The following is a 24053-nucleotide window of genomic DNA, read 5'->3' on the forward strand; positions in this document are numbered from 1 at the left end:
TGTTGTCGGACGTCAATGTCGGCGGGACAGCGCCCCCCTCTGTCCTGCCGGACATCTCCCCCTCAAGGGGGGAGATCGGCAGCTTTGGAGACAGCGCCCTTTCTGCATCCTATGAGATTGGCGAAAGCCGCAGTGACGGCCGATCTCCCCACTAGAGGGGGAGATGTCCGGCAGGACAGAGGGGGGCGCGAAGGAACGCCAGCGTTCACATCTTGCATCGGCCAATGATGCGGTTTACGCCCTTTCGTCTTTGTTGTGGGGCATCTCGTTGTCCCAAAACCGCTGCGCACTTTTGGGCGACATGCCCCCTGAGGACGAACAGACCATGCTTGACATCAAATGGATTCGCGAGAACCCGAAGGCCCTTGTCGAAGCGCTCCAGAAGCGCTCGTGGTCGGCCGGGGAGGCGCAGTCCACTGTCGACGACCTGATCGCCGCGGATGAGGCCCGGCGCGAGCATCTGACCGAGCTGCAGACCCGGCAGGAACGCCGCAACGCCGCATCGAAGGAGATCGGCAATGCCATGCGCTCGGGCGATGCAGCCCTTGCCGAGAGGCTGAAGGCCGAGGTCGGCGAGATCAAGGCCTTCATCCAGAATGGCGAGGCGCGCGAGCGCGAGCTCGACAAGGCGCTGAACGATGCGTTGGCGGTGCTGCCAAACGTGCCGTTCGACGACGTGCCGGTCGGCAAGGACGAGCACGATAACGTCGTCAAACGCGTCGTCGGCGAGGTGCCGACGCGCCCGAACTGGGTGAAGGAGCATTTCGAGATCGGCGAAGCGCTCGGCATGATGGATTTCGAGCGGGCGGCAAAGCTGTCCGGCTCGCGCTTCACCGTGCTCAAAAACGGCCTGGCGCGGATGGAACGCGCACTCGGTCAATTCATGCTGGACCTGCACACCACTGAGCACGGCTATGAGGAGATTCAGCCGCCGCTGATGGTGAATTCGGCGACGATGTATGGAACGGGACAGCTGCCAAAATTCGCACTGGATTTGTATAGAATTTACGATGAAAGCAGCCATGCCCATTACGGCATGGAAGAACATGCCGCAGTCATTCCCGGAATACTGAACCAGATCGATCTCTTTCCAAAACTTGTAAGATACCTGAGCACCAGACGCTCGGATCCGGAAAGTGAAGCGCTGTTTCAAGCTCTTGCCAACGGCTTCGGCGATACGACGCTGGAAAGCGTCGAGTATTTTGCGGATTTTTTGAACTCAGTTGTTGATGGCTCGGAGGACAGCAACAGTTTGCTCTCGGATCGATGGCTCATCCCCACTGCCGAAGTTCCGCTCACCAATCTCGTTCGCGACGAGATCACACCGCACGAAAAGCTGCCGCTTCGCTATACCGCGCTGACGCCGTGCTTCCGCTCGGAGGCGGGCTCGGCCGGGCGTGACACGCGCGGCATGCTGCGCCAGCACCAGTTCTACAAGGTCGAGCTGGTGTCGATCACCGACCAGGAGACTTCGCTTGCCGAGCATGAGCGCATGACCGAATGCGCCGAGGAGGTGTTGAAGCGGCTCGGCCTGCCGTTCCGTACCATGACGCTTTGCACCGGCGACATGGGCTTTGGCGCGCGCAAGACCTACGACATCGAGGTCTGGCTGCCCGGCCAGAATGCCTATCGCGAGATATCGTCGTGCTCGGTATGCGGCGATTTCCAGGCGCGGCGCATGGACGCCCGCTACAAGGACAAGGACGGCAAGGGCAACCGCTTCGTCCACACGCTGAACGGTTCGGGCACCGCCGTCGGCCGCGCTCTGATCGCCGTCATCGAAAATTACCAGAATGAGGACGGCAGCGTAACCATTCCTGAAGCGCTTCGCCCTTACATGGGCGGGCTGGAAAAGATCGAATCATCGAAGTGACAAGCTTGGCAGTGTCGCATTCCTTCGCGCCCCCCTCTGTCCTGCCGGACATCTCCCCCTCTAGGGGGGAGATTGGCAGTTTCGCGGCCGCAATTTTCCCTGCTACGCCAACAAGTGGCCGAAGTGGTGATGACGGCGCAATCTCCCCCCTAGAGGGGGAGATGTCCGGCAGGACAGAGGGGGGCGCCGTAGAGAGCTGCCGTCAACCTGAACCTACAGAGGCGGCTTTATGCGCATCCTCTTGACCAACGACGACGGCATCCATGCCGAGGGCCTTGCATCACTCGAACGCATCGCCCGCACGCTGTCGGACGACGTCTGGGTGGTGGCGCCGGAACAGGACCAGTCCGGCTATGCGCATTCGCTGTCGATCTCGGAGCCGCTGCGGCTCAGGAAAATCGGCCAAAAGCACTTTGCGGTGCGCGGCACGCCGACCGACTGCGTGATCATGGGCGTGAAAAAGATCCTGCCGGAAGCGCCCGACCTGATCCTGTCCGGCGTCAATTCGGGCGCCAACATCGCCGACGACGTCACCTATTCGGGCACGGTCGCCGGCGCCATGGAAGGCGCGCTGCTCGGCGTGCGCTCGATCGCCATCAGCCAGGCCTATTCCTATGTCGGCGAGGACCGCGTCGTTCCCTACGAGACCACCGAAGCGCTGGCGCCGGCGCTGCTCGAAAAGCTCGTCGCCATGCCGTTGCCGGACGGCGTGCTGCTCAACGTCAATTTTCCGAATTGTGAGCCGGAAGAGATTGCCGGAACTGTGGTTACTTCGCAGGGCAAGCTGGTCCACAGCCTGTGGGTCGACGAGCGGCGCGACGGGCGCGGCCTGCCTTACTACTGGCTGCGCTTTGGCCGCGAGCCGGTCGAGGGCAAGCAAGGCACCGACCTCCACGCCTTGCGCAATCGGCTGGTGTCGGTGACGCCGCTGCAGCTCGATCTCACCGCGCATGAAATCCGCGATCAACTGGCCAAGGCGCTCGCATGAGCTTGAACCACGCTGCAACGGTCGACGAGCGCGAAGGTTTCGCTGCCTTCCTGCTTCGCCTGCGCGGCAGGGGCACGGTGCCGAAGGCGCTGATCGCCGCCTTCGAGGCGACGCCGCGGCGCGGCTTTCTGTCTCCGCATTTTCACTCGATCGCCTGGTCGGACCGTATGCTGCCGATCGAATGCGGCGAGGCCATCGAAGGTGCCGACCTGCAGGCGGCGGTGATCGCGGCACTTGCCATCGAGCCGGGCAACCGGGTGCTCGAGATCGGCACCGGGTCCGGCTACACGGCGGCGGTGATGTCGCGGCTTGCCGCGCGGATCGTCACCATCGACCGTTACAAGACGCTGGCCGAACAGGCCCGGCAGCGCCTCGAGGCACTCGCCATCGGCAATGTCGTCGTGCGCCAGGCGGACGGTTCCAACGGGCTGGCCAACGAAGCGCCGTTCGACCGCATCGTCGCCTGGGCGGCTTTCGACAGCCTGCCGCGCTTTCTCCTCGACCAATTGTCGAGCGGCGGCATCGTCATCGCGCCGATCGGACCCGACGAAGGCGAGCAGGTGCTGGCCAAGCTGACCAAGGTCGGCAGCCGCTTCGAACGCGAGGATATCGGCCTGGTGCGGCTGCAGCCGGTCCTGCGCGGCGTCGCCGCGGTAATTTGATATCCTGACCGTCGACCGCTTGGGGGCAGCCGAAGCCTGGTGTTACGTCATCCTGGGGTGCAGCAGAATGCTGCTCCGCCGCATTATTCGGCTAAGGTCACGGAATGGATCCCAGGGTCTCCGCGACGGAGCTTCGCTCCTGCTCCGCCCTAGGATGACGAAGCTGAGAGCCTTCCTCGAATATTTTAAGAAAATTTGCGCCAGATTCTACAGGTTTAACCGACCGGTAACATTAACGCGCTTTAATCACACTCAGTTGTACCGGGTCTGTGCGGGTTAGTGCGATGCAATTCAGTGTTTTGAAGGCAAACGGACGCAATCTGGCGCGTGGCTGCGCCGTCCTCATGATCGCAGGCGCTGCGACGGGGTGTAGTTCCCAGGTGGCGCGGTTCAACAGCGTCGACGACGTGTTCACCGCCTCGACCAACAACCAGCGCGCCATCATCGACAAGCAGGACGCTGCCCAGCCCTATCCGGGCGATGTTGCGGCCGCCCCGATCGACGGCAGCCACACCCAGTCGGTCAGCCGCTCAAGCCTCGAACCGGTCACGGCGCAGCAATTGCCGCCGCCGGCTCCCGCCCTGGCACCTGCTGCCCGTCCGGTGCGCACCGCTGCCGCGCCGGCCTTGACGCCTGCCGCTCCTCGTGTCGACAGGACGGCAACCGGCACCGTCGCTCCGGCGGCAAGGCCATTCAAGAACGCCGAGCCCGACGCGCCGCGCATGGCGACGGCCGCCGGCGCGCCACATGCAACCGAGATCGTCGTCAAGGACGGCGAGACCATTTCCGGCCTGTCGCGGCGCTACGGCGTGCCGGCCGATGCCATCATGAAAGTCAACGGGCTGAGCGCGACCAAGGGGCTGAAGACCGGCCAGAAGCTCGTCATCCCGGCCTATGCGTATTCGAGCAACGGCGCCACGCCGAAAGTCGCCGACGCCAAGCCCGCGAACGGCACCAGGCACGACCAGCCGGCCGATGCGCCGGAGAAGGTGGCCGTGCTGCCGCAGCAGCCGAAGCTCAGGGAAGGCAAGTCCGCCGCGCAGGTGGATGCGTCGGCCGCTGCAAGCCAGCCGAAGGATGGAAAGGCCGCGCCTAAAACTGCCTCGGCGACGACCAAGCCGGCCGGTGCCGGCGGCACTTACACGGTACAGCAAGGCGATACGCTGTCGGCCATCGCCAGAAAGACCGGCGTCGGCGTCGTTGCGCTGAAGCAGGCGAACGGCATGCAGGACGGACTGCTCAAGATCGGCCAGACCCTGAAAGTGCCGGCAGGCGGAACCGCTGTCGTCGCCGGTGCGAAGCCGGCAAAGGTCGATCCGGTGACGACGGCCACCACCCAGCCGCCGGCCAAGACAACGCCGACGCAAACGCTCGCCTCCTACACGCCGCCGAAGAAGGACGCGAAAGTCATCCAGCAGGCCGAGGACGACGATGCGGTGGCGCCGGACGCAACCGGCATCGGCAAGATGCGCTGGCCGGTGCGCGGCCGCGTGATTTCAAGCTTTGGCGGCGGCAAGGACGGCGTCGACATTGCCGTGCCCGAGGGAACGCCGGTCAAGGCGGCCGAAAACGGCGTCGTCATCTATGCCGGTGACGGCCTCAAGGAATTCGGCAACACCGTGCTGGTGCGGCACGAAAACGGTCTGGTCACCGTCTACGGCCATGCCAGCTCGATCGAGGTGCAGCGTGGCCAGAAGGTCAAGCGCGGCCAGGAAATCGCCCTGTCCGGCATGAGCGGCACCACCGACTCGCCGAAACTGCATTTCGAAGTGCGCAAGAACTCGGCGCCGGTCGATCCTTCGACCTATCTCGAATAGGGAACGAAAAGCGATTTGCGGGCCACTTGATCTTCAGCCCGCCGAGGAAGTCCGCTCCGCAAGGTGCGGGCTTCTTCTGTTGCTAATCCTTGAGCGGCTAATCCTTGAGCGATTTGCCGAGCCGGCCTGCCAGATCCTGGGTGAACTGCCAGGCGACGCGGCCCGAACGGCTGCCGCGCGTCGTCGCCCATTCCAGCGCCTCGGCGCGCAGCGTCTCGGGATCGATGGCGAGATCGTGATGGCGGACATAGCCGTCGATCATGTCGAGATATTCGTCCTGCGAACATTTGTGGAAGCCGAGCCACAGGCCGAAGCGGTCCGACAGCGAAACCTTCTCCTCGACCGCTTCGGACGGGTTGATCGCGGTCGAGCGCTCATTGTCGATCATGTCGCGCGGCAACAGATGCCGCCGGTTCGAGGTGGCATAGAAGATGACGTTGGCCGGGCGGCCCTCGACGCCGCCTTCAAGGGCTGCCTTCAGCGATTTATAGGACGTGTCGTCATGGTCGAATGACAGATCGTCGCAAAACAGGATGAAGCGGAAGGGTGCCGCCTTCAGCAGTCCCATCAGCTTCGGCAGGGTGTCGATGTCTTCGCGATGGATCTCGATAAGCTTGAGCGGCAGGTCAAGCTTGGCCGAAGCGTTGACCGCGGCGTGCACCGCCTTGACCAGCGACGATTTGCCCATGCCGCGCGCGCCCCACAACAGCACGTTGTTGGCAGCATAGCCGGAGGCGAAGCGCTCGGTGTTGTCGACCAATATGTCGCGGACGCGGTCGACCCCGCGGATCAGGGCGATGTCGACGCGGTTGACCTTGAGCACCGGCTCCAGATAGCCGGGATCGGCCTGCCAGACGAAGCAATCGGCCTCGCCGAGGTCGGTTTGCGGCACCGGCGGCGGGGCGAGGCGGGCGACTGCCTCGATCAGACGGTCGAGCTTCTGGCCCAGGATATCGATGCTGCTGTCGGTCATCTCTTATCTTTTTTGTTTCGCATTCAGGACGGTGCGGCAGGCCAACCTACCTGATTTTAGCGGTTTCGAAACTCGTCCCAAGCATTTGTTCGGGCATGATCTTTTGCCGAAACCGAGCATCGCTTTTCGGGATCACCCTCTAACACGGCCCACCAGGCCGGAAAAGCAGCCGATTTGCCCGGCGGCGCAGTTGCATTGGCAACGTTACCGACTATATTCCGGCCAAATTTGGCGGGGACGTCGAATTTCCGCAAAACCGTTTGGCGGCTGTTTTTCAAAATTCAGGAGTACCTCGATGTTCGTGACACCGGCATACGCCCAAGGCATCGGCGGGGACTCGTCCGCAATGTTTATCCAGATCGTACCGTTTGCTCTGATTTTCGTGATCATGTATTTTCTGATCATCCGGCCGCAGCGCACGCAGCTGAAGAAGCGCGGCGAGATGCTTTCGGCGATTCGCCGCGGCGATACGGTGGTTACCGGCGGCGGCTTCGTCGGCAAGGTGACCAAGGTGATCGACGACAACGAGCTCGAAGTCGACCTTGGCGGCATCAAGGTGACGGCACTGCGCTCGACGATCGCCGATGTGCGCGTCAAGGGCGAGCCGGTGGCGAACCAGAACGCCAAGAAGTAACCGAATTGTCGGCGGAACGATCCGCGGGCAGGGCTCTGACGAACGACGGCATATGTTCCACCTTTGGCGCCTGACGATGATCCTGACGTGGCTTGCCGTGGCCAGCACGGTTATCTTCCACGCGACCAATATCTTCGCCGCCGGTTTGCATACCACGCGACCCGAATGGCTTGCCGAAAGCCAGTCAATAGTTGAAGCAAACCAGCAAGACGGCCCAAACATCCTGCTCAGGTTGGATGTGGCCGACGTGATCGAGGGCCGGCTGAAAGCGACACGCAACGAGGTCCGGTCGCTGCTACGCGAAGCAAGGATCGGCTATACCGGCCTTGCCAGTTCGGGTCGGACCGTTCAGGTGCACATAACAGATCCGGCTCAGCTTGACCTCGCCAAGGCGGCACTCAAAACGGTGACCGATCTTGTTGCGGACAGCGGTGTCCAGGAAATGACCCTGGACGACAGTGAGCCCGGCCTGCTCAAATTCACCGTAACGGATGCAGGTTTGAAGTATCGAACTTCGGCCGCGCTTGCACAGTCGGTTGAGGTTATCAAAGATCGTATCCGCGACCTGGGCGCCACCCACCCGGTGGTTCGGTCAACGAATGAAGACGGCATATTGGTCCGCACGTCGGGCGTTGCCGATCCGCAAAGGCTAGGACAAATTCTCACCCGGCCCGGTCACCTGAGCTTCCAACTCGTTGATCTGTCGATGCCAGTCGACGAGGCAATCAGCGCCCGCCCGCCCGTCGGCTCAGCGGTTTTTTATTCGATGGACGATCCTCCGGTTCCCTACTTGATCGAAAATCGGGTTATCCTTTCAGGTAAAAATGTGCTGGATGCGCAAGCAACCCGCAATTTGGCGACCGATGAGCCTGTCGTCTCATTCCGGCTTGATTCCCGGGGTACGGCGCGTTTCAAATGGGCTACGACGCAGTATATCGGCAAGCCGTTTGCAGTTATTTTAGACGATAAGGTTATTTCGGCGCCTGTTATCCGAGAGCCCATTGAAGGCGGCACCGGTCAGATATCGGGAAATTTCACCGCTGAAAGCGCCAATGACCTCGCCTTGCTGCTGCGCACCGGCCCCTTGCCAGCAAGATTGACAATCGCCGAGGAAGCACGATAGGGCCGGCCGTGGTCAGAATTAGAAATATCCCCGCAAACCGACCTATGGCGGAACGCAGCCGCTTGTACGCCTGAACGGATAAGAACTGATGCTTTATTTCTCGCGCTTCAAGATGATCCTGATCTGGCTGGCCGTGGCCGCCACAGTGGTCCTCGCAGCGCCCAATCTTTTTTCCGCCAGCACGCTGGCCAAGCTTCCCGACTGGGTGCCGAAGCGGCAGATGACGCTCGGCCTCGACCTGCAGGGCGGCTCGCATATCCTGCTCAGAATGGACCCGAACGATCTGATCAAGGATCGGCTGGAGACGACGCGCGACGAAATCAGGACGCTGCTGCGCGATGCCAAGATCGGCTATACCGGTCTTTCCGGAACGGGCCGCACGGTCCAGGTCCGCATCACCGATCCGGCACGGATCGAAGCTGCCAAGACAGCCTTGAAACCATTGACCAATCCCGTGGCCGCCGGCCTGTTCAGCGGCGGCTCCGTCCAGGAGATGACGCTGGATGATTCCGTGCCCGGCCTGCTCAAATTTTCCGTCACCGATGCGGGGATCAAATATCGCACTTCGACGGCGCTGACGCAGGCGATCCAGGTTGTCGAGCGTCGCGTCAACGAGCTCGGCACCACCGAGCCGATCGTGCAGCGCCAAGGCGACGACCGCATCCTGGTGCAGGTGCCTGGTCTGCAGGACCCGCAACGGCTGAAGGAAATTCTTGGCCAGACCGCCAAGCTGACCTTCCAGATGGTCGACCAGTCGATGCCGGTGCAGGATGCGCTGAAGGGCCGTCCGCCACCGGGATCCTCGGTGCTGTATTCGCAGGACGATCCGCCGGTTCCGTATCTGATCGAGAACCGCGTCATCGTTTCGGGTGAGAACCTCGTCGATGCCCAGGCGACCTTCAACTCCCAGACAAACGAGCCGGTCGTTTCGTTCCGTTTCGATTCTAAGGGCGCGCAGAGGTTCGGCCAGGCGACGGCACAGAACGTCGGCAAACTGTTTGCCATCATCCTCGACAACCAGGTGATTTCGGCGCCGCAGATCCGCGAACCGATCCCCGGCGGCACCGGCCAGATATCGGGGAATTTCACCGCCGAGAGCGCCAACGATCTCGCCGTGCTGCTGCGCGCCGGCGCCTTGCCGGCGACGCTGACGGTGATCGAAGAGCGCACGGTGGGGCCGGGACTTGGCCAGGATTCCATCCATGCCGGCAAGGTCGCCGGCATTATCGGTTCGATCCTGGTGGTGGCGTTCATGTTCGTCGCCTACGGTTTCCTCGGCTTTCTCGCCAACATCGCGCTGGCGGTGCATGTGGCGATGATCGTCGGGCTGCTGTCGCTGCTTGGGGCGACGCTGACCTTGCCCGGTATCGCCGGTATCGTGCTGACCATCGGCATGGCGGTCGATTCCAACGTGCTGATCTATGAACGCATCCGCGAGGAGCGACGTGCCGGCCGTTCGGTCATCCAGGCGATCGATACCGGTTTCAGCAAGGCGCTGGCGACCATTGTCGATTCCAACGTCACCTCGCTGATCGCGACCGTGGTGCTGTTCTGGCTCGGAACCGGGCCGGTGAAGGGCTTTGCCGTCACCTATGCCATCGGCATCCTGACCACGGTCTTCACCGCCTTCACCTTCACCCGCCTGCTGGTGTCGATCTGGCTTCGCCGCGCCCGTCCGAAGGAGTTGCCGCGGGCGCCTGTGACCTTCATTCCACCCGGCACGAAAATTCCGTTCATGGGCATCCGCCGCTGGACGTTCACACTGTCCAGCGTGCTTTCGGTGCTGTCGGTCATCGGCTTCATGACCATCGACATCAATTACGGCATCGATTTCAAGGGCGGCTCACTGATCGAGGTGCAGTCCAAGGCCGGCAATGCCGATCTGGCCGACATCCGCGGCCGACTGACGGAACTCAATATCGGCGAGGTGCAGGTTCAGCAGTTCGGCGAACCGAACGACGTGCTGATCCGCGTCGGTACCCAGGAGGGTGGCGAGAACGCCGAGCAGACCGTCATCGACAAGGTGCGCGGCGAGCTGCAGGACCAGTATGATTTCCGCCGCGTCGAAGTGGTCGGGCCGACGGTCTCGGGCGAGCTTGCCAAGCAAGGCACCATCGCCATGCTCGTCGCGCTGCTCGGTATCCTGATCTATGTCTGGTTCCGCTTCGAATGGCAGTTCGCGGTCGGCGCCATCGTAGCGACCGTGCACGACGTGGTCATGACGATCGGCTTCTTCGTCATCACCGGCCTCGAATTCAACCAGTCGTCGCTGGCGGCGATCCTCACCATCATCGGCTATTCGCTCAATGACACCATCGTCGTCTATGACCGTGTTCGCGAGGATCTGCGGAAATACAAGCGAATGCCGCTACCGCAATTGCTGAACAACGCCATCAACGAGACGCTGTCGAGGACGACGCTGACCTCGGTGACGACGATCCTGGCGCTGCTGGCGCTGGTGCTGTTCGGCGGCGAGGTGATCCGCTCGTTCACCATGGCGATGCTGTTCGGCGTCGTGTTCGGCACTTATTCGTCGATCTTTATCGCCGCGCCACTGCTTATCCTGTTCAAGCTGCGGCCGCAGGCCACAGCGTCCGATGAGGAAAAGCCGGTGGGCGGCGGCAAAGCCATAGCCACCTGACGGCTTGCCTCAAAAGTGGCCAAGGGCATCGTCATCCGCGAGGCGCATTTCCCCGGCCGCGCACCGATCGAGGCTTATGGCAATGGCGGTTTCCGCTTTGCCGACATGTCGCATCGCGGCTCGCTGCTGTGCCTGCCTTCTGGCATCTATGGCTGGGAGCCGGCCGATCCGCTGGCGCTGACGTCAGCGGATTTCGCCAAGTTGTTCAATGAGGCCGCCACGGTCGAGATCCTGCTGGTCGGCAGCGGCAAGGACCTGAGGCCATTGCCTGCAGCGCTGCGTGCGGCGCTGAAAGAAGCGGGCATTTCCGCCGATCCGATGTCGACCGGGGCGGCGGTGCGGACCTATAATGTGCTGCTGGCGGAAGACCGCGCCGTGGCCGCTGCACTCATCGCCGTCGACTGACGTGACCGAAAACACCAAAGTCGTCATTGAGACCGTGCGTGCCGCCGATCATGACCGCTATCTCGCCGCGCTCTACGCGCCCGAAGACAAGCGCGACGCGCTGTTTTCGCTCTATGCCTTCAATGCCGAAGTCGCCGGCATACGCGATCGCATCCACGAGGCGCTGCCGGGCGAGGTGCGGCTGCAATGGTGGCGAGACGTCATCGCAGCCGAAGAGGATCGCGCTAAGGTCGGCCATCCCGTGGCGGACGCGCTGAGAGCGACGATTTCCGCTCACCGCCTGCCCAAGGCCGCCTTCGACAACATGCTGGAAGCGCGCATCTTCGATCTCTATGACGACCCGATGCCGTCGCGCACCGATCTCGAAGGCTATTGCGGCGAGACTGCCGCAGCACTTATCCAGCTTGCGGCGATGGTGCTCGATCCGGTCGAAGCGCCGCGCTTTGCCGAACTTGCCGGCAGGGCAGGTTGTGCGCAGGCGATGACCGGTCTCCTGCTGCTGCTGCCGCTGCACCGCAAGCGGGGACAGTGCTTTGTCCCGGCCGACATCTTGGCCGCCGGAGGAACGTCGCCGGAAGAATTCGTTACAGACGACGGCGGGCCGGGCGCGCAACGCGCAGTAGCCGCGATGGTCGCGCTGGCACGCGAGCATCTTTCCGCTTTCGAGCAGGGAGCGTCCGCTCTACCGGTTTCGCTGCGGCCGGCCTTTCTGCTACTGGCTCTGACGGGCGCCTATCTCGGCAAGATGGACGGCTCCCGCCATTCACCGCTTGATGGCGCGGTGCGGCTTTCGGCCTTGCGCCGGCATTGGCTCTTGTTCCGGCGCGCGACGCGGGGCTGGCCGGCTGTGTGAAAGCTGATTGCCAATGAGGAAATCCGGCCCGGCCGCCAAGCCGGACTGCCGGCGGTCAGCATCGGCCCGGCCGAGTAGTTTTCCATCACGATGGATCACTCGACCCGCCATCGCGCATCAGCGTTTCGTAATCGCGACCGCCATAGAAGATATTGACGATGCGCACGACATCATCGTCGACAATATAGGCGATAATAGCCGAGTGCTCGAACGGCACCGTTCGCAATCCTGGCGCAATGTCGTCGCGTGGCCGGCCGCCACGCGGTGCATTGCCGATGTTTCCACAACGCACCTTGATCCTGTCGACGAAATTGTCCGCAGCCGCTACGCTCGCACCGCTGTTGACGATATAGCCGGCAATCGTCGTCAAATCCGTGATTGCGCCTTCGCTAAGAACTACGGCGAGACGCTGGATCATCGTTCTCCCTCGCCAGCTCTGAAGTCCTGCTCTTCACTCTTGTGATTGCCTGGTCCAGCGGAATATCAGGCCTTGTGTCTTCGATCGATGCCTTCACGCGCGCCCGGATCGAGGCCATGCGCTCGGCATGTTCTTCCTCTTCGCGCTGGAAGGCGCGAAGTGCCGCGCGGATGACCTCGCTCGCCGATCCGTAGGAGCCGTCCTCGACCTTTTCGCGAATCATGCGCGCCATGGCGGGCGTTACGGTGACTGACAGTTTCTCGGCGGATTCCATGGGCATTTGGCCTCGCGATACAAAGTAGGATGGTATCCTACTTCTCCGCGGCGAAATCCACAAGAACCGAGATCGGCACTATTCCGCAGCTTCCGCATGGGAAGGCAGCCCCAGCCATTCGCGGCAGTCGGCGAGCGCGCGCGATGTCACCGCGTGCCGCTTGGCGACCGTCTTGTCCTTGCCGCGCAGTCGCTTGCCCTCGATCTTCGGCGCGTCCACCGGCGGGAACAGGCCGAAATTGACGTTCATCGGCTGGAACGAGCGCTTTCCCGGCTCGTCGTCGGAGACAATGTGGCCACCGGTGATGTGGTTGAGCAATGCGCCGAAGGCGGTGGTCAAGGGCGGCAGCGATGGTGCACGGCCAAGCCTTTCGGCCGCCGCGAAACGTCCGGCAAGCAAGCCGATGGCGGCGCTCTCGACATAGCCCTCGCAGCCAGTGATCTGGCCGGCAAAACGCAGGCCGGGCCGCGACTTCAACTGCAGCGAAGCGTCGAGCAGCGTCGGCGAATTGATGTAGGTGTTTCGATGCAGGCCGCCGAGGCGGGCGAATTCGGCGTTTTCCAGCCCGGGGATGGTGCGGAAAATGCGCACCTGCTCGGCGTGCTTCAGCTTGGTCTGGAAGCCGACCATGTTGTAGAGCGTGCCCAGCGCGTTGTCCTGGCGAAGCTGGACGACGGCATAGGCCTTTACGGACGGATTGTGCGCATTGGTCAGCCCCATCGGTTTCATCGGCCCATAGCGCAATGTCTCGATGCCACGCTCGGCCATCACCTCGATCGGCAGGCAGCCGTCGAAATAGGGCGTGCCTTCCCATTGCTTGAATTCGGTTTTCTGGCCGTCGACCAGCGCCTGGACGAAAGCAAGGTACTGCTCCTTGTCCATCGGGCAGTTGATGTAATCCTTGCCGGTGCCGCCGGGGCCGACCTTGTCGTAGCGCGACTGGAACCAGCAGATATCCATGTCGATCGTGTCGAAATGGACGATCGGCGCGATGGCATCGAAGAAGGCGAGCGCGTCGGCGCCGGTTGCTTCCGCGATCGATTGAGCAAGCGAAGGCGCGGTCAGCGGACCGGTGGCGATAATCGCCTGGTCCCAATCCGCCGGCGGCAGGCCCGGCACTTCCTCGCGCCGAATGGTGATGAGCGGGTGGGCTTCGAGCTTCCCGGTTACCGCTTCGGAAAATCCGTCGCGGTCGACGGCGAGCGCACCGCCGGCCGGCACCTGGTGCGCATCGCCGGCGCTCATGATCAGCGAACCGGCCAGCCGCATTTCGGCGTGCAGCAGGCCGACGGCATTGGTTTTCGCATCGTCGGAGCGGAAGGAATTGGAACAGACGAGCTCGGCCAGCCCGTCGGTCTTGTGCGCGTCGGTACCGCGGACGGGACGCATTTCATGCAGGACAACGGGAACGCCGGCTTGCGCCGCCTGCCAGGCGGCTTCGGAACCGGCAAGTCCGCCGCCGATAATGTGAATGGGGTTCTTGTCCATGAGCGCCGAAATAGTCGCTTGGCGCAAGGATTGCAATTGCCAGGGGATCGCACCGCAAGTGGGCTGCCTGGGAAAGACCGCCCAAAACAACAACACCCGCCGGGGGAGGAGATCCGGCGGGTGTCGTTTTGTTGGCCGATCCTCGGGAGGAGGTGAAGATCGACCGTATTCGCCATCGCCGGGGAGGAGGTCGGCTTTGACGAAATTCTTTTCGCCGTTTGGAAGGGCGCGAAACCCTTTTTAGAAACAACGCCCGCCGGGGGAGGAGGTCCGGCGGGCGCCGTTTTTGTGGTCAACCCTCGGGAGGAGGTGAAGGCTGACCGTATCCGTCAGGGTCGGGGAGGAGGTCGACCCTGGCGAAATTCCTGTTGTTAGATCGCCCTGCGAGCGACCATCTTGATCTCGTCGCGGACGATGCCAAGGTCGTTCAGCTGGCGGTTCGACAGGCGACCCAGCTCGGTAACCGTCTCGCGGTAGACGCGCCAGTTACGATAGTTGCGGATCAGGTTCATTGTCATTCTCTTTTCAAAACTGATCGGGCCATTTGCGGCCCGAAGGATTAGACCGCCTTGCGGGCGACGTAATGAATGTCGCTGCGGCTGATGCCGAGGTCGGTCAGTTCACGGGTGCTCAGGCGGCTCAGCTCGGACACGGTGTCCCTATAGCGGCGCCAGTTGCGATAGTTGCGGATCAGGTTCATGGTATTCTCGTTTCGTCTTTCTTTCGGATCATTCCGTCTTTGTGTGCACTGTGAAAATAGGTGGGGTCATATCGATTTAAAAGCGCTATTGGTGCATGGCAGCAATGCAAATTGTGCAATGCAACATTAACGCGCGTCCGGCTTTCCGCCCAGATCGGAAAATGCCGTTAGGTCAAACGCTTGGGCGGACGAGCTAAAAAGACCAAGAAAAAAGGGGGAGGGGCATGGCGAGCTATTCGTCACGGGTCAGGTCGGATATCGGACGATGGCAGCAGGCCGGCCTGATCGACGCGCCGACAGCCGAGTCTCTAACGCGTGACGTCGAGGCAAACGAACGCAAATCGCTGAGTTTCGGTTCGATCCTGGCGATGATGGCGGCGCTGCTGTTCGGCGCGGCTATCCTGATCTTCATCGCCGCCAACTGGGAAGTCATCCCGCGGCTGGTGCGGGTCGCGGCACTCTTTGCCGTTATCCTTGTCGGCTATGTCGGCGGCGCGGTGCTGAAGATGCGCGACCATGCGGCGATCGGCGAGGCGCTGTGGATCGTCGCGGCGGCAGCGTTCGGCGGTTCGATCGCCCTGATCAGTCAGATGTATCATTTGTCGGGCGACGAGGCCTCGGCGTTGATCACCTGGGGCGCCGGCACGGCGCTGGCGGCGGTAGCGCTGCGCTCAAACCCGCTGACCGTCGCTGCCGTCGGCATCGCCGATGCCTGGCTGTTCCTGAGAGGGTTCGACTACTTCCGGCGCACGGAATTTCCGCATCTCTTCGTGGTCATGGCGCTGGTTCTCTTCGCCGTTTCGTTCTGGACGCGCAGCCAGGCTGCGCGCCACCTGATCATCCTGTCGGTCCTCTTCTACCTCGTGCTGTTGGTCATGCAATACGACACGCTGCAAGTTGCCATCCCGCTCGTTGCCGCGTCGGTGCTGCTTTTTACCGCTGCGATCTTTGCTGCCGGGCCGGTCGACAGGATCTTGCAACTGGGTGGCAGGTTGCCCTTGCACACGCTGATCGGCTTTCTCATCGGCCTGGCGATGATCCAATTCGAACTGGCGGATGAAAGCAGCTACAATAGCGGCTTCGCCATTGCCTCGGCTGTTGCGCTGGCCGGCATTGTCGCGGCGATCGTGCTGGGCGGCCGCGAGAGCCGGGGGTTGCGCTGGGTTGCCTATGCGGGCTTCGCCTTCGAACTCGCCATCATCTATGTGGTGATGCTGCAATCAATGCTCGACACGGCAGGCTTCTTCCTTGCGGCGGCGGCGCTTCTCGCCGTTCTTGCTTTCATTATCATTCGCATAGAAAAGCGCATGAACGCCCCGAACATGACAGGAGCGGCGGCATGATGACCGGCAAGAGACTGATCATCTCGGCGGTAGCCCTGGCGCTTGTCCAGATCGGCTTCCTGAGCTGGATCATCGCCGGACGTGCGGCGATCCTGCGCGACGGCAAGCAGGTCCTGCTCAAGATCGAGCCGATCGATCCGCGCGATCTCTTGCGCGGTGACTACATTCGGCTCGGCTACGACATTTCGCGCATATCGGTGAAGCTGATCGGCAACATTCCGGCCGGCAAGCTTTCCAGCGAGGAAACGTCGATCGTGGTCAGGCTGAAGCAGGGCGCCGACGGCTATTGGGGGCCGACCGCGGCTTGGTTCGGGCAAGCGCCGGTGCCGGCAGCATCCGGTGAAGCCGATATCGTCGGACACGTCTCCGAGGGGTGGGATATCAGCCAGGGAGAAACGACGATCGCGCCGGAGTACGGCATCGAGCGCTTCTATCTGCCGGAAGGCGAGGGGATAGCGATCCAGAACGACATGCGGGTGCGGCCGTTCGGCATCCGCGTGGCGATCGCGGCCAACGGCACGGCGCAGATCAAGGCGCTGGTGGACGGCGACAAGACACTGTTCGAGGAGCCGCTTTATTAGTCCTCCTTCGCCAAGGCTTCGGAGGATTCCCTTCGTCTGTCGAGTTGGCTCAGGTGGCCTGCCACCCGAAGCTCGAAGAGCGAAGGGTGGTGCGGATGAAGGGACTCGAACCCCCACGCCTTTCGGCACTGGAACCTAAATCCAGGGCGTCTACCAATTCCGCCACATCCGCATTGCCCGGCCAATCCCATGTAGCCATCATTCTGTCAATGTCAGGGCCGATATCGGCATCATTGGCCGGAATGCAAAGATGGTTGAAAATCAGCGTCGCCTGTGACAAAAGGCGTGTCGAATGTGACGGGACGCGACGATCCGCTTCTGCAAAATGTGATAAGAAGTAGGAAAAACAAAGACTTATTCACATTTTGGAGCGTATTTCTGGAGGATTTGTGCCGCGTTGGGCGGACAGATCGCCAAGTCCCGCACCAAAAGCCATTCCCGGCAAGATCATACCGGCAGGCTGTAAACGGCAGGGGCCGTTTGACGGCCTCATTGGTGGAAACAAAGGTTTTATGATGCAGGTCACCGAAACGCTCAACTCCGGTCTCAAGCGCGAGATCAAGATCACCGTGCCGGCCGGTGACATGGAAGCCAAGCTGATGGCGCGGCTTTCCGATGCCAGGAACAAGGTCCGCATCAACGGCTTCCGCCCCGGCAAGGTGCCGGTCCAGCATCTGCGCAAGGTCTACGGCAAATCGTTCATGGCCGAAGTGGTCAACGAGATCCTCAACGATTCGACCCGTTCGATCATCACCGGGCGCGGCGAAAAGGCCGCCATGCAGCCTGAAGTGATCATGACCGAGGACGAGAAGGAAGCCGAGAAGATCCTGGCCGGCGGCGCCGACTTCGAGTTCCGCCTGAACTACGAGGTCATTCCGCCGATCGAGATCAAGGATTTCTCCGACATCAAGGTGACGCGTCAAGTGTTCGACGTGCCGGATGAAGAGATCGACGAGCAGGTCAAGCGTGTCGCTGAATCCGCCCGCACTTACGAGCCGAAGACCGGCAAGGCCGCCGAGGGCGATCGCGTGACCATCGATTATGTCGGTAAGATCGACGGCGAAGCCTTCAACGGCGGCGCCGGCACCGATCAGCCGCTGGTGCTCGGCTCGAAGGAATTCATCCCCGGCTTCGAAGACCAACTGGTCGGCAGCAAGGCCGGCGACGAGAAGCAGGTCACGGTCACCTTCCCGGAAAACTACCAGGCGGCGCATCTGGCCGGCAAGGAAGCCACTTTCGACGTGACCGTCAAGGAAGTATCGAAGCCCGGCGAGCTTGAGATCAACGACGAGATGGCCAAAAATCTCGGCCTTGAATCGCTGGAGCGCCTGCGCGAGGTGGTGCGCGGTCAGATCGAGAACCAGTTCGGCTCGATAACGCGCCAGAAGGTCAAGCGGCAGTTGCTCGACCAGCTCGACGCTGCCTACTCGTTCGAGGCGCCGTCCAAGCTCGTCGAGGCTGAGTTCAACAACATCTGGAACCAGGTCAATCGCGACCTCGGAGCCGCCGGACGCACCTTTGCCGACGAAGAGACGACGGAAGAAGAGGCGCGTGCCGAATATATGCGGCTTGCCGAACGCCGCGTGCGTCTCGGCCTGGTTCTCGCCGAAATCGGCGAGAAGGCCGGCGTCACCGTGACGGACGAGGAATTGCAGCGCGGCCTGTTCGAGCAGGTGCGCCGCTATCCGGCCAACCAGCAGCAGGAAGCCTTCGAATTCTATCGCAACAATCCCGAAGCGCTGAACACGTTGCGCGCGCCGATGTTCGAAGAGAAGGTGGTCGACCATCTGCTCGGCCAGATCTCGGTCACCGATGTCAAGGTCAGCAAGGAAGAACTGCTGGCCGACGACGAGGATACGGAGACAACCAAGGCCAAGCCGGCGAAGAAGGCGGCCGCGAAAAAAGCGGACGCCAAGAAGGCCGACGACGACGCTGAAGAGCCGAAGAAAAAGGCCGCGCCGAAGAAGAAGGCCGCCAAGGACGCTGAATAACGTCCCTGCTGAATTCCGAAAGGCCGCCTTCTCGAGGCGGCCTTTTTCGTTGTGGCGCAGACGCAACGGATTTCACACATCTGGCGGTCGAGGTAGCGATACGAAGCTTTGATGATTATCTGCGCTGGGTTGCTGACCGCAGCGGTTGTTGGAGGCATCGTTGAGACAGTTCTTCGGTATCGGAAGCGTGATGGCGGCGGCGTTCCTGCTTGCGTCGGTCTGCGGGATCGCTCAGGCTGACACGGTTCTCGACAACTGGCGGTTCGACAAGACCAGCGATGGCCTTGTCACCGCCTCGCTTTACGCGACCAACAAGCTCATCACCGGCGGCGGCGCATTGAGTTACAGCCCGGTATTGACGATCGCCTGCCGGACCGCCGGCGAACCGCGTTGGAGCGAATGGCTGCAGCTGAGCGACACCGTTTCGGCCAGCCGAACCATCGCCATGTCGGTGACTGTCGGCCAATCCGGCAAGCTCAACGAAAGCTGGTCGGTCGGCCCGCGCAGCAGGATGCTGGTCCGCGACGGTGCCGACGGCATCAGGCGACTGATTTCCGCGGACCGGCTACTGTTGTCCTGGCGGTTCGGGCTGCTGTCGGGGCGCGGCACAGCCGACTTCGACCTCGCCGGAGTTGAAGAGGCGGTCGGCCGGATCGCCGCCACCTGCAACACCAAATTGCCTTGAGCAGATTGTCCGCATTAAACCTTTGCATGGTCGAACTCTACCTGCCAGCCGGGTTCTGTGGTATGTAGGTGCCGCAACTCCAGGCAGTGGATATCCGTTCTGCCATTCAAGAGCGCATGCCAGCGGACTAAATGTCGGCCTGTGCAGGTCAGCCAGGGCAAATTGGCGATCAGTGAGGAAATGCCATGCGTGCCATTGTGTTTTTTATCATCATGTCCGTCGCCACCGTCATTGCCGGCCCCTCTCGGGCACAGGATGCCGCGGCGGGTGAGAAGGTCTTCGCCAAATGCAAGATCTGCCACGTCGCCGACAAGGACCAGAACAAGGTCGGTCCGTCCTTGAACGGCGTCATCGGCCGAACGGCCGGGACGCATCCGGGGTTCAGCTATTCCAAGGCCATGACCGAGGCCGGCAAGTCCGGCGTCAAATGGGACGAAGCCACACTGACGACCTACCTTCGCGATCCCAAGGCGATGGTCAAGGGAACGAAGATGGCGTTTGCCGGCCTCAAGAAGGACGAGGACATCGCCAACGTCATTGCTTATCTGAAGCAATTCTCCAAATAGCCCGGCTCTTTCGCCGGATCTTGGTATCGCAAACAGGTCGAGGCATAGCCTCGGCCGCAATCTGCCGGCAGTGTCGGTGGGGAGGCGGCTCGTTGCAAAAAAGACATTGGCCGGCTAGGCTGCCGTTCCCATCGGTGGTCGTCTGAATGTCGACTGAAGAAAGCCGCCTCAAAGATACCGGCATCCGCCTCTCGGAGGCGACGGCGGGTGACTTCTTTGCGCTTTTGAAACCACGGGTCATGGCACTTGCCGTGTTTACTGCCTTCGTCGGCCTGATGATGGCGCCCGGCGTGATGAATCCAGTTATCGCCGTAATTGCCATCGGCGCAATCGCGGTTGGAGCGGGAGCCGCCGGCGCGCTCAATATGTGGTACGACGCAGACATAGACGCCTTGATGTCTCGCACGTCCAAGCGACCAATTCCGTCCGGTCGCGTCACGCCTGGCGAAGCTCTCAGCTTCGGTCTGGTGCTTTCCGCACTGTCGGTCATGACGCTCGGCGTGCTGGTGGGGTGGCTTGCTGCATCGTTGTTGGCGTTCACCATCTTTTTCTATGTCGTTATCTACACGATGTGGCTGAAGCGCTCGACGCCACAGAATATCGTCATAGGCGGCGCGGCAGGCGCCCTTCCTCCGGTGATCGGGTGGGCTGCTGCAACCGGCGCAATCGGCATTGAAAGTCTCATTCTGTTTCTGATCATTTTCCTTTGGACGCCGCCTCATTTCTGGGCGCTGGCCCTTTTCAAGGTCGGCGACTATGCCGCGGCGGGCATCCCGATGATGCCGAATGTGGCCGGCCAGCACTCGACCAGAAAACAAATCTTCGCCTATTCGCTGCTCTTGGCGCCAATCGGCGTGCTTCCTTGGGGCTTCGGCTTCGCGAGCGGATATTATGGCACTGTTTCAGCCGCCTTAGGCGCAGGTTTCATTTGGCACGCCTGGAAGGTTCTCGTCGCCGACAAGGAGATGAAGCTGGCAAAGGCGCTGTTTGCGTATTCGATTGTCTATCTTTTCGCGATCTTTGCGGCGCTGCTTGCCGACACCATTTTTATGCGAGTGGTCGCGTCAGCCGGCTATTGACCCCGGCTCAAAACATCACGTTGGCAGCCCACAAAATCCCAGCAACAGCAGAATAACGACGCCAAGGCCGAGTATGAGAACTGTCCTTCCATCCATGACCTTCACCTTCGACTAGAAGAGCATATCGAAGAACGGCGTCCGGAGCTAGTCAGGCTACCGGCGACCTCTTACTCCCGGGCCTTCCTACAAAGCGCGACAAGTCCCCCGCATGAGAGTATATTGATCATGGTGCAGGTCGCGGTTTGCGTGGGCCAATCATGCAGAATGGCAGCACCGTAAAACGCGACCTTACCGGACCTGGTCTGGAGGAATGGTCATGGCAAGCTTTCACGTGATAGCAGGCGCCAGCGAGGCGCTGGAACACACCAGAATTCGAAAGATCGGTGTCTCCGATCTTTTTGATGCGCTCAGGCGTGGCGTCGATGATTTCATGGTCAAGCCGTCGCACATCGTTTTTCTCTGCCTGATCTATCCGATTGCCGGAGTCGTGCTTGCTGTCTGGACATCAGGTAACAACACGCTGCCATTGCTGTTTCCGCTTGTGTCCGGCTTTGCATTGATTGGTCCGTTCGCGGCGATCGGCCTCTATGAGATCAGCCGGCGACGGGAAGCCGGGCTCGACGCCTCGTGGAGGCACGCCTTTGAGGTCAGGAGTTCTCCGGCACTGCCGGCTATTGCAGCGGTCGGCGTCATGCTGCTTGCGATCTTCATCGCTTGGCTTTTGACGGCCCAGATATTCTACCAGACCCTGTTCGGCCCGACGCCGCCGCAATCGCTGTCCAGCTTCATCAGTGAAATATTCGCCACGGGACGCGGCTGGACGCTCATCATCCTGGGTCACGCCATCGGCTTCGTGTTCGCCGCGGTTGTGTTGTGTACTACGGTCGTCGCATTCCCGTTGCTGCTCGACCGCGATGTCGGCGCCTACGAAGCCATCCACACCTCGGTGCGCGTTGTCCTGGCCAACCCGACCGTCATGGCGGTGTGGGGCCTTATCGTCACCGTCGCCCTGATCGTCGGCTCGCTGCCAGTGTTCGCCGGGCTGGCGGTCGTGCTGCCGATCCTTGGTCATGCGACCTGGCATGTCTACCGGAAAGTTGTGGAATCGCCGCCGGCCACCAGACCGTGAGCTGAAAACCTGCCGTGCGCGCACCGGCGAAAGCGCCGGCGCGGGCAGGGTGGGGGCAGAGCTTTCAATAGGCCGGGTGGCTGAATCGGGCCTGGCGCGCGTCCTTTGTCAGGTCGCGGAAATCCTTGCCGCTCACATGGACCAGGGTCTTGTGATCGCCGCCCTCGAAATAGACTTCGGGAGCGTCGCCGAGGCTTTCGTCGAGGACCACCGGCACATCATAGGCAGCGCCGATCGGCGGCACAGCGCCGACGTCGCAATCGCCGAACAACGAGACCACCTCGTCTTCGGAGGCTAGCCCAAGGGGCTTGTCCATGACGTCCTGCAATGTCGCGAGTTCTATCCTGTGCGTGCTTGGAACCACGGCCAGCGCGTAGCCACGGTCGTGGTGAACGACCACCGATTTGGCCATTATGCTGCCGGGCACATGTGCCGCAATGGCGGATTGTCTGCTTGTCGCCGTGCGGTGATGCTCGACGGTGTCGTAGGAAATTCCTTTCCTATCGATAAAATCCTTCAGTCTGTTTGCGATGGTCATCTTGGGCGCCCCTTGCTGGTGTTCGCGACGCATGTGGAAACGCCGGCATCGCCTGACGTCTCCGATACCAACAGAAATGGACCAGCCGTGGATTGTTTCAAGGCGAAGGCTCCAGGACCGGACCGACTGGAGCCGGATTGCATGTCAGGGCCCGGCCCCGAAAAACGCCATTCGGGTGAGAAGCGTGTAGTCAGCTTCGAAGACCATCATCGTCACGAACACCAGCACCAGCACCGGCGGCAGGATGATTGCATATGTCAGCGCCAGCCGTTCCCAGGCCATGTGCATGAAGATGGCGACGATCAGCCCTGCCTTGAGGATCATGAAGATCAGGATCAGCGACCATCTGAGATAGCCATGGAGACCGAAATAGTCGACCAGATACGAGCAGGTGCTGAGGATGAACAACCACGCCCAGACCACCAGATAGAGCTTGATCGGGTGCTCCTGATGAACCTCCGCCGGGGTAACGCCGGTCGTCGTCACCTCATGGGTATGGGCGCTGTCCAGCGCATGTTGTCCGAGGCCGTTTGCGGTTGCTTCAGCCATGTCCTGCCTCTCACCAAAGATAGAAAAATGCGAAAATGAACACCCAGACCAGGTCGACGAAATGCCAGTAAAGCCCCATGATTTCGACGTTCTCGTAGCGGCCCCTCCTGCTGGTGAAGAAGCCGGGCCGTCCGACGTCGTAGTCCCCGCGCCAGACCTTTCGCGCCACGATGATCAGGAAGATCACCCCGATCGTCACATGCGTGCCGTGGAAGCCGGTAATCATGAAAAAGGATGCGCCAAACTGGGCAGCGCCCCAGGGATTGCCCCAAGGCCGGACGCCTTCAGTGATCAGCTTGGTCCATTCGAAGGCCTGCATGCCGACGAAGGTCGCGCCGAGTGCTGCGGTCAAGAGCATCAGCACTGCCGTCTTGCGGCGGTCGCGGCGGTAGCCGAAATTGACCGCCATCGCCATCGTTCCGCTGCTCGAGATCAGCACGAAGGTCATGATAGCGATAAGGATCAGTGGAATGTCGGAGCCCCCGATGCGCAGGGCAAAGACCTCGCTCGGATTGGGCCACGGCACGCGTGTTGAGATACGCGCGGTCATGTAGGAGAGCAGGAAGCAGCCGAAGATGAACGTGTCGCTGAGCAGGAAGATCCACATCATGGCCTTGCCCCAGGACACGTTTTTGAACGCCCGCTGATCCGAGGACCAGTCGGCGGCGATGCCTTGCCAGCCTGCGGGCCGCGGCTCTGTTCGGCCGATATGGGTCAGTGTCGTCTCTGCCATCCGCCCGTTC

General features: G+C 61.6%; 25 protein-coding genes and 1 tRNA gene. 16 read left to right on the forward strand and 10 right to left on the reverse strand.

From position 1 onward, the window contains the following. Positions 1-325 precede the first annotated feature (325 nt). The 4 genes from serS to AC0L2X_RS08825 all read left to right on the forward strand — a co-directional run bounded on the left by serS (position 326) and on the right by AC0L2X_RS08825 (position 5340). Entirely contained in the window at positions 326-1873 is a 1548-nt protein-coding gene (gene serS / locus AC0L2X_RS08810) for a serine--tRNA ligase (RefSeq protein WP_473556484.1), read from the forward strand. A 229-nt stretch (positions 1874-2102) separates the two neighbouring features. Then, positions 2103-2861 carry a 5'/3'-nucleotidase SurE gene (surE, locus tag AC0L2X_RS08815; protein ID WP_473556482.1) on the forward strand — a complete coding sequence of 253 codons (759 nt, stop codon included), beginning with the start codon at positions 2103-2105 and terminating at the stop codon, positions 2859-2861. Further along, positions 2858-3523 carry a protein-L-isoaspartate(D-aspartate) O-methyltransferase gene (locus AC0L2X_RS08820; RefSeq protein ID WP_473556480.1) on the forward strand — a complete coding sequence of 222 codons (666 nt, stop codon included), beginning with the start codon at positions 2858-2860 and terminating at the stop codon, positions 3521-3523. Before surE ends, AC0L2X_RS08820 begins: the two co-directional genes overlap by 4 nt. A 284-nt stretch (positions 3524-3807) precedes the next feature. Beyond that, positions 3808-5340, forward strand: coding sequence for a peptidoglycan DD-metalloendopeptidase family protein (locus AC0L2X_RS08825; protein WP_473556478.1), 1533 nt, complete (start codon positions 3808-3810; stop codon positions 5338-5340). A gap of 97 nt (positions 5341-5437) precedes the next feature. Here the strand turns inward: AC0L2X_RS08825 and AC0L2X_RS08830 are convergent, their stop codons facing one another. After that, the gene (locus AC0L2X_RS08830) at positions 5438-6313 is read right to left on the reverse strand and encodes an ATP-binding protein (protein WP_473556476.1); all 876 of its coding nucleotides are present in this window, start codon (positions 6311-6313) and stop codon (positions 5438-5440) included. Between the two features lie 295 nt (positions 6314-6608). Here AC0L2X_RS08830 and yajC point away from each other — a divergent pair, with 295 nt between their 5' ends. The 5 genes from yajC (at position 6609) to AC0L2X_RS08855 (ending at position 11969) form a co-directional block, all read left to right on the forward strand. Continuing rightward, positions 6609-6947 carry a preprotein translocase subunit YajC gene (gene yajC, locus AC0L2X_RS08835; RefSeq protein WP_352467006.1) on the forward strand — a complete coding sequence of 113 codons (339 nt, stop codon included), beginning with the start codon at positions 6609-6611 and terminating at the stop codon, positions 6945-6947. A 76-nt stretch (positions 6948-7023) separates the two neighbouring features. Next, the gene (locus AC0L2X_RS08840; RefSeq protein ID WP_473599584.1) at positions 7024-8070 is read left to right on the forward strand and encodes a SecDF P1 head subdomain-containing protein; all 1047 of its coding nucleotides are present in this window, start codon (positions 7024-7026) and stop codon (positions 8068-8070) included. Positions 8071-8158: 88 nt separating this feature from the next. Continuing rightward, a complete protein-coding gene (secDF, locus tag AC0L2X_RS08845; protein WP_473556470.1) occupies positions 8159-10711 on the forward strand; it encodes a protein translocase subunit SecDF in 2553 nt (850 codons plus the stop codon). 15 nt (positions 10712-10726) lie between these two features. Beyond that, positions 10727-11116, forward strand: coding sequence for an Mth938-like domain-containing protein (locus tag AC0L2X_RS08850; protein ID WP_352490585.1), 390 nt, complete (start codon positions 10727-10729; stop codon positions 11114-11116). Between the two features lie 25 nt (positions 11117-11141). After that, on the forward strand, positions 11142-11969 hold the full coding sequence (locus tag AC0L2X_RS08855; RefSeq protein ID WP_473556805.1) for a phytoene/squalene synthase family protein: 828 nt from the start codon (positions 11142-11144) through the stop codon (positions 11967-11969). Positions 11970-12054: 85 nt separating this feature from the next. Here AC0L2X_RS08855 and AC0L2X_RS08860 read toward each other — a convergent pair whose 3' ends face one another. The 5 genes from AC0L2X_RS08860 to AC0L2X_RS08880 all read right to left on the reverse strand — a co-directional run bounded on the left by AC0L2X_RS08860 (position 12055) and on the right by AC0L2X_RS08880 (position 14849). Continuing rightward, on the reverse strand, positions 12055-12387 hold the full coding sequence (locus AC0L2X_RS08860) for a type II toxin-antitoxin system RelE/ParE family toxin (RefSeq protein ID WP_352490583.1): 333 nt from the start codon (positions 12385-12387) through the stop codon (positions 12055-12057). Further along, positions 12359-12661 carry a type II toxin-antitoxin system ParD family antitoxin gene (locus AC0L2X_RS08865; RefSeq protein ID WP_473556803.1) on the reverse strand — a complete coding sequence of 101 codons (303 nt, stop codon included), beginning with the start codon at positions 12659-12661 and terminating at the stop codon, positions 12359-12361. Before AC0L2X_RS08865 ends, AC0L2X_RS08860 begins: the two co-directional genes overlap by 29 nt. Before the next feature lie 78 nt (positions 12662-12739). Continuing rightward, positions 12740-14149, reverse strand: a complete 1410-nt coding sequence (trmFO, locus tag AC0L2X_RS08870) for a methylenetetrahydrofolate--tRNA-(uracil(54)-C(5))-methyltransferase (FADH(2)-oxidizing) TrmFO (RefSeq protein ID WP_473556800.1) — start codon at positions 14147-14149, stop codon at positions 12740-12742. A gap of 371 nt (positions 14150-14520) precedes the next feature. Next, a complete protein-coding gene (locus tag AC0L2X_RS08875; RefSeq protein ID WP_023678914.1) occupies positions 14521-14661 on the reverse strand; it encodes a DUF1127 domain-containing protein in 141 nt (46 codons plus the stop codon). A gap of 47 nt (positions 14662-14708) precedes the next feature. Then, on the reverse strand, positions 14709-14849 hold the full coding sequence (locus tag AC0L2X_RS08880) for a DUF1127 domain-containing protein (RefSeq protein ID WP_091596947.1): 141 nt from the start codon (positions 14847-14849) through the stop codon (positions 14709-14711). Positions 14850-15073: 224 nt separating this feature from the next. Between AC0L2X_RS08880 and AC0L2X_RS08885 the strand changes: the two genes are divergently transcribed. Both AC0L2X_RS08885 and AC0L2X_RS08890 read left to right on the forward strand, forming a co-directional pair. Then, a complete protein-coding gene (locus AC0L2X_RS08885; RefSeq protein WP_473556468.1) occupies positions 15074-16192 on the forward strand; it encodes a DUF2157 domain-containing protein in 1119 nt (372 codons plus the stop codon). Then, the gene (locus AC0L2X_RS08890) at positions 16189-16773 is read left to right on the forward strand and encodes a GDYXXLXY domain-containing protein (protein ID WP_473556465.1); all 585 of its coding nucleotides are present in this window, start codon (positions 16189-16191) and stop codon (positions 16771-16773) included. The genes AC0L2X_RS08885 and AC0L2X_RS08890 overlap by 4 nt, the downstream gene beginning before the upstream one ends. Before the next feature lie 87 nt (positions 16774-16860). Here AC0L2X_RS08890 and AC0L2X_RS08895 read toward each other — a convergent pair. Further along, a tRNA-Leu gene (locus tag AC0L2X_RS08895) sits at positions 16861-16945 on the reverse strand. A gap of 343 nt (positions 16946-17288) precedes the next feature. Between AC0L2X_RS08895 and tig the strand changes: the two genes are divergently transcribed. From tig to AC0L2X_RS08920, 5 genes are all read left to right on the forward strand, one after another. Further along, positions 17289-18764 carry a trigger factor gene (gene tig / locus AC0L2X_RS08900; protein WP_352490752.1) on the forward strand — a complete coding sequence of 492 codons (1476 nt, stop codon included), beginning with the start codon at positions 17289-17291 and terminating at the stop codon, positions 18762-18764. Positions 18765-18924: 160 nt separating this feature from the next. Further along, positions 18925-19449: a hypothetical protein gene (locus AC0L2X_RS08905; RefSeq protein ID WP_352490579.1), complete on the forward strand. Its 525-nt coding sequence runs from the start codon at positions 18925-18927 to the stop codon at positions 19447-19449. 212 nt (positions 19450-19661) lie between these two features. Beyond that, positions 19662-20015, forward strand: a complete 354-nt coding sequence (locus tag AC0L2X_RS08910) for a c-type cytochrome (protein WP_473556798.1) — start codon at positions 19662-19664, stop codon at positions 20013-20015. A gap of 146 nt (positions 20016-20161) precedes the next feature. Next, positions 20162-21094 (forward strand): heme o synthase, encoded by a 933-nt coding sequence (locus AC0L2X_RS08915; RefSeq protein ID WP_473556463.1) that lies wholly within the window; start codon positions 20162-20164, stop codon positions 21092-21094. A gap of 316 nt (positions 21095-21410) precedes the next feature. Beyond that, on the forward strand, positions 21411-22223 hold the full coding sequence (locus AC0L2X_RS08920) for a DUF2189 domain-containing protein (RefSeq protein WP_473556461.1): 813 nt from the start codon (positions 21411-21413) through the stop codon (positions 22221-22223). 64 nt (positions 22224-22287) lie between these two features. On the opposite strand, the gene AC0L2X_RS08925 is transcribed toward AC0L2X_RS08920, so the two are convergent. The 3 genes from AC0L2X_RS08925 to AC0L2X_RS08935 form a co-directional block, all read right to left on the reverse strand. Further along, positions 22288-22761: an aminoacyl-tRNA deacylase gene (locus AC0L2X_RS08925; RefSeq protein WP_352466993.1), complete on the reverse strand. Its 474-nt coding sequence runs from the start codon at positions 22759-22761 to the stop codon at positions 22288-22290. Between the two features lie 144 nt (positions 22762-22905). Beyond that, the gene (locus AC0L2X_RS08930; RefSeq protein WP_352492779.1) at positions 22906-23310 is read right to left on the reverse strand and encodes a cytochrome C oxidase subunit IV family protein; all 405 of its coding nucleotides are present in this window, start codon (positions 23308-23310) and stop codon (positions 22906-22908) included. A gap of 10 nt (positions 23311-23320) precedes the next feature. After that, the gene (locus AC0L2X_RS08935; RefSeq protein WP_292659896.1) at positions 23321-24043 is read right to left on the reverse strand and encodes a heme-copper oxidase subunit III family protein; all 723 of its coding nucleotides are present in this window, start codon (positions 24041-24043) and stop codon (positions 23321-23323) included. Between the last annotated feature and the right edge of the window lie 10 nt (positions 24044-24053).

The organism is Mesorhizobium sp. WSM4828 (assembly GCF_055811175.1).